Origin of the sequence: [Bacillus] caldolyticus (assembly GCF_003595605.1) — a bacterium.
GTDB lineage: Bacteria > Bacillota > Bacilli > Bacillales > Anoxybacillaceae > Geobacillus > Geobacillus thermoleovorans.
The window spans coordinates 767430-780142 of sequence record NZ_CP025074.1 but is presented as its reverse complement, the minus strand read 5'-3'; the positions used below and the strand labels follow the sequence as shown (position 1 = coordinate 780142).

The 12713-nt window shown below is 54.4% G+C and carries 15 protein-coding genes; all 15 read left to right on the top strand.

The window, feature by feature from the left end:
* Positions 1–7: 7 nt before the first annotated feature.
* The 15 genes from CWI35_RS04045 (at position 8) to rseP (ending at position 12707) form a co-directional block, all read left to right on the top strand.
* On the top strand, positions 8–2008 hold the full coding sequence (locus CWI35_RS04045; RefSeq protein WP_021322275.1) for a chemotaxis protein CheA: 2001 nt from the start codon (positions 8–10) through the stop codon (positions 2006–2008).
* An 83-nt stretch (positions 2009–2091) separates the two neighbouring features.
* Entirely contained in the window at positions 2092–2529 is a 438-nt protein-coding gene (locus CWI35_RS04040) for a chemotaxis protein CheW (protein WP_011230743.1), read from the top strand.
* A gap of 22 nt (positions 2530–2551) precedes the next feature.
* A complete protein-coding gene (locus tag CWI35_RS04035) occupies positions 2552–3184 on the top strand; it encodes a chemotaxis protein CheC (protein ID WP_011230744.1) in 633 nt (210 codons plus the stop codon).
* Positions 3181–3678: a chemotaxis protein CheD gene (locus tag CWI35_RS04030; RefSeq protein WP_011230745.1), complete on the top strand. Its 498-nt coding sequence runs from the start codon at positions 3181–3183 to the stop codon at positions 3676–3678. The genes CWI35_RS04035 and CWI35_RS04030 overlap by 4 nt, the downstream gene beginning before the upstream one ends.
* Positions 3679–3716: 38 nt before the next feature.
* On the top strand, positions 3717–4472 hold the full coding sequence (locus CWI35_RS04025) for a FliA/WhiG family RNA polymerase sigma factor (protein WP_011230746.1): 756 nt from the start codon (positions 3717–3719) through the stop codon (positions 4470–4472).
* Positions 4473–4488: 16 nt separating this feature from the next.
* Entirely contained in the window at positions 4489–4734 is a 246-nt protein-coding gene (locus tag CWI35_RS04020; RefSeq protein WP_011230747.1) for a hypothetical protein, read from the top strand.
* An 8-nt stretch (positions 4735–4742) separates the two neighbouring features.
* Positions 4743–5360 (top strand): hypothetical protein, encoded by a 618-nt coding sequence (locus CWI35_RS04015; protein WP_031206499.1) that lies wholly within the window; start codon positions 4743–4745, stop codon positions 5358–5360.
* Between the two features lie 162 nt (positions 5361–5522).
* Complete coding sequence (gene rpsB, locus CWI35_RS04010) at positions 5523–6230, top strand: 30S ribosomal protein S2 (RefSeq protein ID WP_021322279.1); 708 nt, start codon at positions 5523–5525, stop codon at positions 6228–6230.
* A gap of 157 nt (positions 6231–6387) precedes the next feature.
* Entirely contained in the window at positions 6388–7272 is an 885-nt protein-coding gene (tsf, locus tag CWI35_RS04005) for a translation elongation factor Ts (RefSeq protein WP_011230750.1), read from the top strand.
* A gap of 68 nt (positions 7273–7340) precedes the next feature.
* Positions 7341–8063 (top strand): UMP kinase, encoded by a 723-nt coding sequence (pyrH, locus tag CWI35_RS04000; protein WP_011230751.1) that lies wholly within the window; start codon positions 7341–7343, stop codon positions 8061–8063.
* 2 nt (positions 8064–8065) lie between these two features.
* The gene (frr, locus tag CWI35_RS03995) at positions 8066–8623 is read left to right on the top strand and encodes a ribosome recycling factor (protein ID WP_011230752.1); all 558 of its coding nucleotides are present in this window, start codon (positions 8066–8068) and stop codon (positions 8621–8623) included.
* Between the two features lie 82 nt (positions 8624–8705).
* On the top strand, positions 8706–9479 hold the full coding sequence (locus CWI35_RS03990) for an undecaprenyl pyrophosphate synthase (RefSeq protein WP_014195472.1): 774 nt from the start codon (positions 8706–8708) through the stop codon (positions 9477–9479).
* Positions 9476–10270, top strand: coding sequence for a phosphatidate cytidylyltransferase (locus tag CWI35_RS03985; protein WP_014195473.1), 795 nt, complete (start codon positions 9476–9478; stop codon positions 10268–10270). Before CWI35_RS03990 ends, CWI35_RS03985 begins: the two co-directional genes overlap by 4 nt.
* A gap of 20 nt (positions 10271–10290) precedes the next feature.
* Positions 10291–11439, top strand: a complete 1149-nt coding sequence (gene dxr / locus CWI35_RS03980; RefSeq protein WP_021322281.1) for a 1-deoxy-D-xylulose-5-phosphate reductoisomerase — start codon at positions 10291–10293, stop codon at positions 11437–11439.
* A 2-nt stretch (positions 11440–11441) separates the two neighbouring features.
* Positions 11442–12707, top strand: coding sequence for an RIP metalloprotease RseP (gene rseP, locus CWI35_RS03975; protein WP_023634150.1), 1266 nt, complete (start codon positions 11442–11444; stop codon positions 12705–12707).
* Positions 12708–12713 lie beyond the last annotated feature (6 nt).

Sequence of the window (12713 nt, the reverse complement as noted above, 5' to 3'; positions counted from 1 at the left end):
AAACGGCATGGACATGAGCCAATATTTGGATTTATTTATTGATGAAAGCAAAGAGCATTTGCAGGCGATCAACGAGCGGCTGTTGGAACTTGAAAAAACTCCGGAGGACATGTCTGTGGTGAATGATATTTTCCGTTCGGCCCATACGTTGAAAGGCATGTCCGCCACGATGGGGTTTGAAGATTTAGCCAATTTGACGCACCAAATGGAAAACGTGCTCGATGGCATCCGCAATCGGCGGCTTTCCGTTACCCCGGAATTGCTTGACGTCATTTTTGAGGCCGTCGACCATTTGGAGGCGATGATCAGTTCCATCGCTGCAGGCGGCGACGGAACGCGCGATGTAAGGAGAACAGTCGAACAGCTGAAACGAATCGAGCAAGGGGAGATGCCGAACAAGCAGGCAGCAAGAGAAGAACCGCCCCTTGAACATGCGTATGGGGAATTTGAATACCATGTGCTCGAGCAGGCGAAGGAGCAGGGATTTTCCGTCTACGAAATCCGCGTTCGGCTTCGCGATGATTGCTTGTTGAAAGCAGCGCGCGTCTATATGGTGTTTGAACAGCTGAATGAAGTCGGAGAAATTGTGAAAGCAACGCCGCCGGTCGAGATGCTGGAGGAAGAACAGTTTGACCGGGAGTTTCTCGTTACGGTTGTATCCAAAGCGCCAGCCGATGAGTTGCAAAAGCGGCTGATGGGCATTTCGGAAATTGATGACGTCAAGGTGTCTATGCTATCGAGCAATGAACCGTCGGCAGAAAGCGAGAAAGCGGCTGCGCCCCAACAACCGGCCGCTATGGAGCAGGCGGCGGCCGTTCAGGCCGAAGCGGAGGCGCCGGAAAAACAAACAGCGAAACAGGCGACGAAAACGATCCGCGTCAACATTGAACGGCTCGATCGGTTGATGAACTTATTTGAAGAATTGGTTGTCGACCGCGGTCGGCTTGAGCAAATTTCCCGCGAACTGAACCATGCCGAATTGACGGAAACGGTCGAGCGGATGTCTCGCATCTCGAGCGATTTGCAGACGATCATTTTAAATATGCGCATGGTGCCGGTCGAAACGGTGTTCAACCGCTTCCCGCGCATGGTGCGCCAGCTCGCCCGCGAGCTCGGCAAAAAGGTGCGCCTTGACATCATCGGCGCGGATACCGAGCTTGACCGGACGGTGATCGATGAAATCGGCGACCCGCTTGTCCATTTGATCCGCAATGCGCTCGACCACGGCATCGAAGCGCCGGACGTCCGGGTGGCGCGCGGAAAGCCGGAAGAAGGGACCGTTCAATTGCGAGCGTACCATAGCGGCAACCATGTCTTTATTGAAATCGAGGATGACGGCGCCGGCATTTCCCGGGAGAAGGTGCTGCAAAAGGCGAAAAGCCGCGGCATTGTCTCGCCGCAGGCGGCGGAGCATTTGAACGATCAGCAAATTTACGAGCTTATTTTCGCTCCCGGCTTTTCGACCGCTGAGCAAGTTTCTGACATTTCCGGCCGCGGCGTCGGTTTGGATGTCGTCAAAAGCACGATTGAGTCGCTCGGCGGCACCGTTTCGGTCGATTCGCAGCCTGGAAAAGGGTCGCTCTTTTCGATTCAGCTGCCGCTCACATTGTCGATCATTTCTGTGTTGCTCGTTCAAATCGCCGAGGAAACGTACGCGATTCCGCTGTCATCGATCATTGAGACGGCGCTGGTGAAAAAGGAAGAGATTTTTTCCGCCCACAACCAGCCGGTCATCGATTTTCGCGGCAAAATCGTGCCGCTCGTCCGCCTGAAAGACGTCTTCGCTGTTCCTGGAGCAGCCGATGACGGAGATGCGGTGGCGGTCGTGATCGTCCGGAAAGGGGAAAAACTGGCGGCGCTGGCGGTCGACTCGTTTATCGGGCAGCAAGAAGTCGTGTTGAAATCGCTAGGAAACTATTTATCTTCGGTTTTCGCCATCTCGGGGGCGACGATTTTGGGAGACGGCCGAGTGGCGCTGATTATCGACTGCAACGCGCTCGTGAAGTAGGAGATGGCCGTGTCGGTGCGGGGGCGCCTATGGCGTTGATCTGCCGTTTTCAGTGGCATGTCGAAAAAAAGGGGGAGGATTGGATGACGGCCAGCGTGCAAGCAGACTGGAAAGTGATTGCGTTTCGCCTGAAAGAAGAAGAATATGCTCTGCCGGTGCAGCATGTCCGTTCCATCGAGAAAATGCAGCCGATCACGCGCGTGCCGGGGACGGCCCATTATGTAAAAGGGGTCATCAACTTGCGCGGTGTTGTGACGCCGATCATCGATTTGCGCGAGCGGTTCGGGTTTGCCCCCGAACCATATGGGGAACAGACGCGGATCATTATCGTTGCTCTTGAGGATATGGAAGTTGGGCTCATCGTCGATGCCGCGAATGATGTCCTTGATCTGCCGGCGGAAAGCATCGAACCGCCGCCAGAGGCAATTGGCTCCGTTGAGGCAAGTTACATCGACGGCGTGGCGAAAGTGGAGAATCGGCTCCTCATTTTGCTCGATTTGGCGAAAGTGCTCGACCGATAATCCGTGGAGAGGAGCGTTGACATTGGACGATATTCGCAACTTGACGGGGATGCATATTGACATTTTGCGCGAAATCGGCAACATTGGCGCCGGCAACGCGGCGACGGCTTTGTCGACGTTGCTAAACAAAAAAATTGAAATGGCGGTGCCGCGCGTTCAAATTGCGACGTTTGCCGAAATGATGGAATCAATCGGTGGACCGGAACAAGTAGTGGCGTGCGTCTATTTGCGCATCGAAGGAGAAGCGCCGGGAAACATGTTTTTCGTGTTGCCGCCGGAACAGGCTGAGCGGTTTGTCCGTCGGATGATTGGCGATGACTCGTTTTCGTTTCAAGGAGAAGCCCATGAGCTTGGCTGCTCGGCGCTTCAGGAGCTCGGCAATATTTTAGCCGGCTCGTATTTGTCGGCATTGGCTGACTTTACGCGGCTCAACTTGCACCCGTCCGTGCCGGCATTGGCCATCGACATGATTGGAGCTGTGCTGTCGTTCGGATTGCTTGAGCTGTCGCGTGTTGGCGATTACGCCATTTTGATTGACACAGCCATTTACGATGAACGACGCCCGGACGAAAGCATCAACGGCCATTTCTTTCTTCTACCTGACCCCGAGTCGTTTTCCACCATCTTTCGAGCACTAGGTGTGGATGGTCTATGAGCACAGCGCAGGCTGTCAAAATCGGCATTGCGGAAATGGAGGTCGTCATAGCGCCGAATGTCATCCGCACGTGCGGGCTTGGGTCGTGCGTCGGTGTCGTCATTTACGATGCAGGCAAGGCGGTTGCTGGCATGGCGCATGTCATGCTTCCGCATTCCTCGATGGCGCGCGGCGGAGTCATCAATGCGGCCAAATACGCTGATACGGCGGTCGAGGCGCTCGTTCAGCTTGTCATTGCCGCTGGCGGGCGGAAAGGGATGCTGAAAGCGAAGCTGGCCGGCGGGGCGCAAATGTTTTCGTTTTCGACAGTTGGCGGCGATATGATGCGCATTGGCGCGCGCAATGTGGAGGAAGTGAAAAAGCAGCTCGAGCGGCTTCACATTCCGGTCGTCGCCGAAGATGTCGGGGGCCATAGCGGCCGCACGATCGAATTTAATCCGCAGACGGGTGTGCTCTCCATCCGCACCGCCGCTCAAGAAATAAAGGAAATATGACCGGGATGCGCCGTTTCCGCAAGGCAAGGGGGAGAATAATGGGAAGCGCGCTAAAAGGAGAAGAACGGAAATACTGGGATGAATGGATCCATGGCCGCGACCGTCACGCGGCCGAGGAGCTGGTGCAGCGCTATATGCCGCTTGTTTTCTACCACGTGCAGCGGCTTTCGGCGACGCTGCCGAGCTCCGTGCCGAAGGATGAGCTCGTCAGCCTTGGACTCGTCGGCTTATACGATGCGTTGGAGAAATTTGATCCATCGCGTGATTTGAAGTTCGACACGTACGCCTCGTTCCGCATCCGCGGCGCCATCTTAGACGGTTTGCGCAAAGAAGACTGGCTGCCGCGCAGCATGCGCGATAAGGCAAAAAAAATTGAGGAAGCGATCGAGCGGCTTGAACAGCGGCACATGCGATCGGTGACGGCGAAAGAGATCGCCGCTGAGCTCGGGATGACGGAAGAGGAAGTGCAGGCGGCGGCGAGTGAAACGTTTTTTTCCCATTGGCTGCCGCTCGGGCAGACGACCGTCGACGAAGATGAAGGACTGTTGGCGGTTCGCGACGACCGCGCTCCGCTTCCCGAGGAGCAAATCGTTAAGCAGGAAATGATCGAAAAGCTGGCTGAAGCCATCGGACAGCTGAATGAAAAAGAGCAGCTCGTCATCAGTTTGTTTTACAAAGAGGAGCTGACGTTTACAGAAATCGGGAGCCTTTTGCATTTGTCGACATCAAGAATTTCGCAAATTCATGCGAAAGCGCTTTGGAAACTGCGCCGCTTTTTTGAAAAAGAGCCATGAGGGGAGAGAAAACGCGATGGACATCCAGCTTCCAGCGTTGCAAAGCGTCATGCCGAAAGCGCCCGACGCGGAAAGGCTTCAAGCTTCGACGCAACAACACTCCTATGCAGTGCAGGCGCAAATGGCAACTGCCGGCCAAAAGCGGGCGGAGCGTGCGCGCCGTCGGGTGACGGATAAACGAACGAGCGCCCGTCTTGAGCAGGAGGCGTCCCGTTTTGGAGGACACCCTTATAAAGGAAAAACGATCGACATTCAAGGATAGTGAACATCATGATGGCATTTTGGCTAACGATCAGTTTGCTGCTGCACGCCTTGTCGTTTTGGTTGATCATTGTGCTTTTCCTTCGCCTGTCGCGGCTTGGCGAGGCGGAGAGGCGGGCCGAGGAGCTCGAGGAAGCCATGACCGCTTATCTCGCTGCTTGGAAGGAAGAAAACGAGCGCTTTTTGGCTGAACTTGACTCGTTGCTTGGCAGCGGAGCGGATCCATTCGTTTCTGCACCGGAAACGAACGATGCGCCCAGTGTGCAACGGGGCGCGAACGGGAAAGAGACGGCGTCCATGCTGGGGGCAGGAGGCGGTGAAATCGGAGCGGGGTTCGAAAAGCGAACAGCGGAAGCAAAAAAGGAGGAAAACGAGCCGGCGGAGCGGGGAGAAACCGAAAAACGCACAGAAACAAGCCGCCCAAGCGCCGCTCCGGGCTATTTCCCAGACATCGGAACGGTCAAGGATGTGCTCGAACTTTCACTCACCCGACCAGCGGACGCGAGTGAGCTTGCTCGCCGCCTATATGCGGAAGGGGCGACGGTCGAGGAAATTGCCAAACAGCTCGGCAAAGGGAAAACAGAAGTCGAGCTATGGCTCAAATTTGCGCAAAAAACGAATCAATAGGCGAATAACAGCTTGATTTGCCGCTTGCAGTTGTGATATATTTTTTCATGGTGTGAATACACACGCCTGGTGATTTCAGCAACGGTGCTGGCTCAGCCAGTCTTGCTGAAAGATGAGGCAGGCGGAGGACCAAAAACCACTAAGGAAACAGGAGGAGCATACATGTCGGTTATTTCGATGAAACAACTGCTTGAAGCTGGCGTCCACTTTGGACATCAGACGCGCCGTTGGAACCCGAAAATGAAAAAATACATTTTCACGGAGCGCAACGGCATCTATATCATCGACTTGCAAAAAACGGTGAAAAAAGTCGAGGAAGCATACAACTTCGTTCGCGAATTGGCGGCGAACGGCGGCAAAATTTTGTTCGTCGGCACGAAAAAGCAAGCGCAAGAGTCGGTGAAGGAAGAAGCGGAACGCTGCGGTATGTTTTACGTCAACCAACGCTGGCTCGGCGGCACGTTGACGAACTTCGCCACGATCCAAAAACGGATCAAACGGCTGCGCGAAATTGAAAAAATGGAAGAAGACGGCGTATTTGACGTTCTGCCGAAAAAAGAAGTCATCGGCTTGAAAAAAGAAAAAGAGCGTCTTGAGAAGTTTTTGGGCGGCATCAAAGACATGAAAGAGCTGCCGGATGCGTTGTTTGTCATCGACCCGCGCAAAGAGCGGATCGCGGTGGCGGAGGCGCGCAAGCTGAACATCCCGATCATCGGCATCGTCGACACGAACTGCGATCCGGATGAAATTGACTATGTCATTCCGGCCAACGACGACGCCATCCGCGCCGTCAAGCTGTTGACTTCAAAAATCGCCGATGCAGTGCTTGAAGCGAAACAAGGCGAAGAAGCGGCCGTCGCGGCAGAGTAACGATGCTCAAGAAAGGTGATAAGAGGGGAAAGCCTTTTATCACCTTTTTTTGAGACAGAAATGAGCAACTTTTGGCTATACTAACGAATAAGGGCAAAACGGGGAGCCGCTGCCGGCACCGATACATATACGGGACAATGAGAAGGAGGATTTTTTTATGGCGATTACAGCACAAATGGTGAAAGAACTGCGCGAAAAAACAGGCGCAGGCATGATGGACTGCAAAAAGGCGCTCACCGAAACAAACGGTGACATGGAGAAAGCGATCGACTGGCTGCGCGAAAAAGGAATTGCCAAAGCGGCGAAAAAAGCGGACCGCATCGCGGCCGAAGGGATGGCGTACATCGCGGTGGAAGGCAATACCGCCGTCATTTTGGAAGTGAACTCGGAAACGGACTTCGTTGCGAAAAACGAAGCATTCCAAACGCTTGTCAAAGAGCTGGCCGCCCACTTGCTGAAACAAAAGCCGGCTTCGCTTGATGAAGCGCTCGGTCAAACGATGGACAACGGCTCGACCGTCCAAGACTACATCAACGAAGCGATCGCCAAAATTGGTGAAAAAATTACGCTTCGCCGCTTTGCCGTCGTCAATAAAGCGGACGGCGAAACGTTCGGTGCGTACTTGCACATGGGCGGGCGCATCGGCGTATTAACGTTATTAGCCGGCAATGCGAGCGAAGACGTCGCCAAAGATGTCGCCATGCACATTGCCGCACTTCATCCGAAATACGTCTCGCGCGACGACGTGCCGCAGGAAGAGATTGCGCATGAGCGTGAAGTGTTGAAGCAGCAAGCCTTAAACGAAGGCAAGCCGGAGAAAATCGTTGAAAAAATGGTCGAAGGCCGGCTGAACAAGTTTTACGAAGACGTCTGCCTGCTCGAGCAAGCGTTCGTGAAAAACCCGGATGTGACGGTGCGCCAATACGTCGAATCGAACGGAGCAACAGTCAAGCAGTTCATCCGTTACGAAGTCGGCGAAGGGCTCGAAAAACGCCAAGACAATTTTGCAGAAGAAGTCATGAGCCAAGTCAGAAAACAATGACGGACCGCAACAGGGAACACGCGCGTGTTCCCTGTTTTTCAAAGTGATTCGCATCATGGAGGTTGGACATGGAACAGCCAAAATACAAACGCGTCGTGTTAAAGTTGAGCGGGGAAGCGCTCGCCGGAAAGCAAGGGTTTGGCATTCAACCGGCGGTCATTCAGTCGATCGCCAAACAAGTGAAAGAAGTTGTTGAACTGGGCGTCGAGGTCGCCATCGTCGTCGGCGGCGGCAACATTTGGCGTGGAAAAACGGGAAGCGAAATGGGCATGGACCGGGCGACGGCTGATTACATGGGCATGTTGGCGACGGTGATGAACGCCCTCGCCTTGCAGGACAGCCTTGAGCAGCTCGGTGTGGAAACGCGGGTGCAAACATCGATTGAAATGCGGCAAGTGGCCGAACCGTACATTCGCCGCCGGGCGATTCGCCATCTTGAGAAAAAACGAGTTGTCATTTTCGCCGCCGGCACAGGCAACCCGTACTTTTCGACCGATACGACCGCGGCGCTCAGGGCGGCGGAAATCGAGGCGGACGTCATTTTAATGGCGAAAAACAACGTCGATGGCGTCTACAGCGCCGACCCGAACGTCGACGCCAATGCGGTCAAATACGATGAGCTGTCGTACTTGGACGTCATCAAGCAAGGGCTCGGCGTCATGGATTCGACTGCTTCCTCGCTTTGCATGGACAACAACATTCCGCTCATCGTCTTCTCGATTATGGAAGAAGGCAATATTAAACGCGCTGTGTTAGGTGAAAACATCGGAACGATCGTAAGGGGGAAATAACGATGGCAAAGCAAGTGATCCAACAGGCGAAAGAAAAGATGGATAAAGCGGTGCAAGCGTTCACCCGCGAGCTGGCAAGCATTCGCGCCGGGCGGGCGAACGCAGGGCTGCTTGAGAAAGTAACCGTTGACTATTACGGCGTGCCGACGCCAATCAACCAACTGGCCTCCATCAGCGTGCCGGAAGCGCGGCTGCTTGTCATTCAGCCGTACGACAAATCGGCCATTAAAGAAATGGAAAAAGCGATTTTAGCATCGGATTTAGGGCTGACGCCATCGAATGATGGATCAGTCATTCGTCTTGTCATTCCGCCGCTCACCGAGGAACGGCGCCGCGAGCTCGCGAAGCTTGTCAAAAAGTATTCAGAAGACGCGAAAGTCGCGGTGCGCAACATCCGCCGCGATGCGAACGATGAATTGAAAAAACTCGAGAAAAACGGCGAAATTACGGAAGATGAGCTCCGCAGCTACACGGACGAAGTGCAAAAGCTGACCGATGACCACATCGCCAAAATTGACGCCATCACAAAAGAAAAAGAAAAAGAAGTGATGGAAGTATAGGCAAAACCATGCAAACCCTCTATGTTGATGGAGGGTTTTTTTGCTATAATGGAAAGGCAAAACACGATCCCGGAGGACTCGTATGTTCAATAAAATGCGAAAAACAAAAGAGAAAGACGTCCCGGTGACGAAAGAAGAGGTGCTCAGGCATCCGATGCCGAACCACGTCGCCATCATTATGGACGGAAACGGGAGATGGGCGAAAAAGCGGGCGCTGCCAAGGGCGGCCGGCCATTACGAAGGCATGCAAGTTGTGCGCAAAATCACTCGTTTTGCGAATGAGCTGGGGATTCAGATTTTGTCGCTTTACGCGTTTTCGACAGAAAACTGGAAACGTCCGAAAAGTGAAGTCGATTATTTGATGAAGCTGCCGGAACAGTTTTTGACGACGTTTCTTCCCGAGCTCGTCGCCGAAAATGTCAAAGTCCAAGTGATCGGTCATGCGGAGGCGCTGCCTGATCATACGCGCCGGGCGGTCGAGAAAGCCGTGAAGGAAACAAGCGGCAACACCGGCCTTGTGTTAAACTTTGCCCTTAATTATGGAAGCCGGGCGGAAATCACTGCCGCCGTAAAGCAGATCGCCAAAGACGTTGAACGCGGGATGCTCGCGCCGGAAGACATCACCGAGCCGCTCATTTCCTCGTACTTGATGACGAGCGGGCTCGCTGACCCTGACTTGCTCATCCGTACGAGCGGGGAGATTCGCTTGAGCAATTTCATGCTTTGGCAGTTGGCGTATACGGAACTTTGGTTTACGGATGTCTTATGGCCGGATTTTACGGAGCAACATTTCTTAGAGGCGATTGCCGCTTACCAGCGGCGCGACCGCCGATTTGGAGGAGTGTCAGCGCGATGAAGCAGCGAATCATCACCGGAGTCATAGCGGCGGCGCTCTTTTTGCCGATTGTTATTTTTGGCGGATTTCCGTTTATAATAGTAACATATATATTGGCCACGATTGGGCTGTTTGAATTGTTGCGGATGAAAGGGATGCACCCGTTGTCGTTTGTCGGGGCGGCTGGATTGATCGCCCTTTGGCTGTTGCTCGTTCCCGCCCGTTACGGCGGCGAGTGGTTGGCGTCTGGGACCGCCAAATTTGGCGTGCTCGCCGCTTTGGCTTTTTTGCTGCTTGTCGGCACAGTCGTGACGAAAAATGCGCTCTCGTTCGATGAGGCGGCGTTTGTCGTTTTGGCGGTCGTCTATGTCGGCGTAGGGTTTTTCTGTTTCGGCGCTGTTCGTTTGGTTGGGTTCGTGTACTTCGTTTATGCCTTGTTTGTCATTTGGGCGACTGACATTGGGGCGTATTTCTTTGGCCGCGCGTTTGGCCGGCGCAAGCTATGGCCGGAGATCAGCCCAAAAAAAACGGTGGAAGGCGCCATCGGCGGCATCGCTTCAGCGGCTGTTGTCGCCGCGATTTACGAGTGGGCGGCGGCGCCGTTTGGCAGTTTGGCGGCCGCGCTTGGCGTCGCGTTGCTGCTGTCGGCGTTCGGTCAGCTCGGCGATTTGATCGAATCGGCATTTAAGCGCCATTACGGCGTCAAAGATTCCGGGGCGATTTTGCCGGGACATGGCGGCATTTTAGATCGGTTTGACAGCTTGCTGTTCGTGCTGCCGATATTGTACATATTGCTTGAAATCGCACGATAAGCGGGTGAGGAGTGAAACGATTGAAATATATTAGTATATTAGGGGCGAGCGGATCGATCGGCACACAGACGCTCGATGTCATCCGCGCCCATCCGGACGAATTCCGCTTGGCCGCCGCATCGGTCGGGAAAAATATCGAGGCGGCGAGGCGGCTGATCGCTGAATTTTCCCCAAGTCTTGTCGCCGTCGCTGACCGTGATGCGTATGAAGTTCTTTATCACGAGTACCGCGGGCGGACGACGATCGTGTACGGAGAGGAAGGATTGATTGAAGCAGCCGTTTGCCCACAAGCCGATGTTGTCGTCACCGCTGTCGTCGGCAGCGTCGGCCTTGTGCCGACGCTGAAGGCGATTGAAGCGGGAAAAGCGATCGCCCTCGCCAACAAAGAGACGCTCGTTGTCGCCGGACATCTCGTCATGGCTGCAGCCAAGCGGCGCGGCGTGCCGCTGTTGCCAGTTGACAGTGAACATTCCGCCATTTTTCAATGTCTGCAAGGGGAAAGGATGGAACAAGTTGACAAACTCATTCTGACCGCATCCGGCGGCAGCTTCCGCGACAAGACGCGCCGAGAGCTCGCTCATGTGACGGTTGAGGAGGCGCTCCGCCATCCGAACTGGTCGATGGGGGCAAAAATTACGATTGATTCGGCGACCATGATGAATAAAGGATTTGAGGTCATTGAGGCTCATTGGCTGTTCGGGCTGCCGTATGAGCGAATTGAGGTTGTTTTGCATCGAGAAAGCATCATCCATTCGCTCGTTCAGTTCCGTGACACAAGTGTATTGGCGCAGCTTGGAACGCCGGATATGCGCGTTCCGATCCAATACGCGCTTGCGTATCCAAAGCGGTTGCCGCTCCCATCCGCCAAGCCGCTTGATTTAATCTCGCTTGGGGCGCTCCATTTCGCCCCGGTTGATTTCGACCGCTATCGCTGTTTGCGTCTCGCCTATGAGGCTGGCAAGCGCGGCGGCTCGCTGCCGACGGTGTTGAATGCGGCCAATGAGGAGGCGGTGGCGGCGTTTTTAGCCGGGCGCATTCCATTTTTGGCCATCGAGGAGTGGATTGAACGCGCGCTCGAGCGCCATCGGCCAGTGAGCGATCCGCAGCTTGAGGACATTCGTGAAATCGATGCGGACGCGCGCGCCTACGTCCGCTCACTACTATCATAAAGGTGGTTGAAACGTTGGAATCGATCATTTCATTTATCGTCGTCTTTGGTGCCCTCGTCTTTTTTCACGAGCTCGGCCACTTGCTGCTAGCAAAACGGGCCGGCATTTTGTGCCGCGAATTTGCCATCGGCTTCGGACCGAAAGTGTTTTCGTTCAAGAAAAACGAAACGGTGTACACGATCCGCCTGCTCCCGCTTGGCGGCTTCGTCCGCATGGCCGGTGAAGACCCGGAGACGATTGAATTGAAGCGTGGGCAAGTCGTCGGTCTTTTGCTTGATGAGAGCGGCCAAGTGGAAAAAATCGTCCTCAACCATAAGGACGATTATCCGAATATCCGCGTAGTGGAAGTGGAAGAGGCCGATTTAGAGCATGGCATGTATGTGACCGGCTATACGGACGGCGAGCGGTTCGAGCGGTTTACGGTCAAGGAGCCGGCGTTTTTCGTCGTCGACCGCCAAGAGATTCAAATTGCTCCGTACCATCGCCAATTTGCGGCAAAAACGCTCGGGCAGCGAACGATGACGATTTTGGCCGGACCGCTCGCCAACTTTCTCTTGTCGCTCGTTGTGTTTATCATCATCGGTCTTTTGCAAGGCTATCCGGTCGACAAGCCGGTGATCGGCGAGCTGACGCCGGAAGGAGCGGCGCGCGCCGCCGGCTTGAAGCAAGGGGATGAAGTGATCGCCATTAACGGCGAACGGATGGAAACATGGACGGAAATCGTCAACACGATTCGCGCCCATCCGGGAGAACCGCTTCAGTTTCAAATTGAGCGGAATGGGAAAAAACGGAGTGTGACGGTCACTCCGGAGGCGAAAACGGTGCAAGGGGAGACGATCGGCTTGATCGGCGTCTATCAGCCGATGGAAAAATCGGTGTTGGGCTCGATCAAGCAAGGGCTGGTTGAGACGTATTACTGGACGCGGGAAATTGTAACGGGGCTCGGCCAATTGATCACCGGCCAGTTTCAGCTTGACATGCTGTCCGGACCGGTCGGCATCGCCGTATCGACCGGCAAAGTGGCTGAGTCTGGGATCTACTACTTGATGAAATGGGGCGCGATTTTAAGCATCAACCTGGGGATTGTCAACTTGTTGCCATTGCCGGCGCTAGACGGCGGGCGGCTCCTCTTTTTCGCCATTGAAGCGGTGCGCGGCAAGCCGGTCGACCGGCAAAAAGAAGGAATGGTTCATTTTATCGGCTTTGCCTTGCTTATGTTGCTTATGCTTGTGGTGACATGGAATGACATTCAAAAATTTTTCCTATAGAGAGAA

Bases quoted from the DNA above. Each gene is read 5' to 3' on its own strand.
- CWI35_RS04045 (WP_021322275.1), top strand. From the start codon at position 8: ATGGACATGAGCCAATATTTGGATTTATTTATTGATGAAAGCAAAGAG.
- CWI35_RS04040 (WP_011230743.1), top strand. From the start codon at position 2,092: ATGACGGCCAGCGTGCAAGCAGACTGGAAAGTGATTGCGTTTCGCCTG.
- CWI35_RS04030 (WP_011230745.1), top strand. From the start codon at position 3,181: ATGAGCACAGCGCAGGCTGTCAAAATCGGCATTGCGGAAATGGAGGTC.
- CWI35_RS04025 (WP_011230746.1), top strand. From the start codon at position 3,717: ATGGGAAGCGCGCTAAAAGGAGAAGAACGGAAATACTGGGATGAATGG.
- CWI35_RS04020 (WP_011230747.1), top strand. From the start codon at position 4,489: ATGGACATCCAGCTTCCAGCGTTGCAAAGCGTCATGCCGAAAGCGCCC.
- CWI35_RS04015 (WP_031206499.1), top strand. From the start codon at position 4,743: ATGATGGCATTTTGGCTAACGATCAGTTTGCTGCTGCACGCCTTGTCG.
- rpsB (WP_021322279.1), top strand. From the start codon at position 5,523: ATGTCGGTTATTTCGATGAAACAACTGCTTGAAGCTGGCGTCCACTTT.
- tsf (WP_011230750.1), top strand. From the start codon at position 6,388: ATGGCGATTACAGCACAAATGGTGAAAGAACTGCGCGAAAAAACAGGC.
- pyrH (WP_011230751.1), top strand. From the start codon at position 7,341: ATGGAACAGCCAAAATACAAACGCGTCGTGTTAAAGTTGAGCGGGGAA.
- frr (WP_011230752.1), top strand. From the start codon at position 8,066: ATGGCAAAGCAAGTGATCCAACAGGCGAAAGAAAAGATGGATAAAGCG.
- CWI35_RS03990 (WP_014195472.1), top strand. From the start codon at position 8,706: ATGTTCAATAAAATGCGAAAAACAAAAGAGAAAGACGTCCCGGTGACG.
- CWI35_RS03985 (WP_014195473.1), top strand. From the start codon at position 9,476: ATGAAGCAGCGAATCATCACCGGAGTCATAGCGGCGGCGCTCTTTTTG.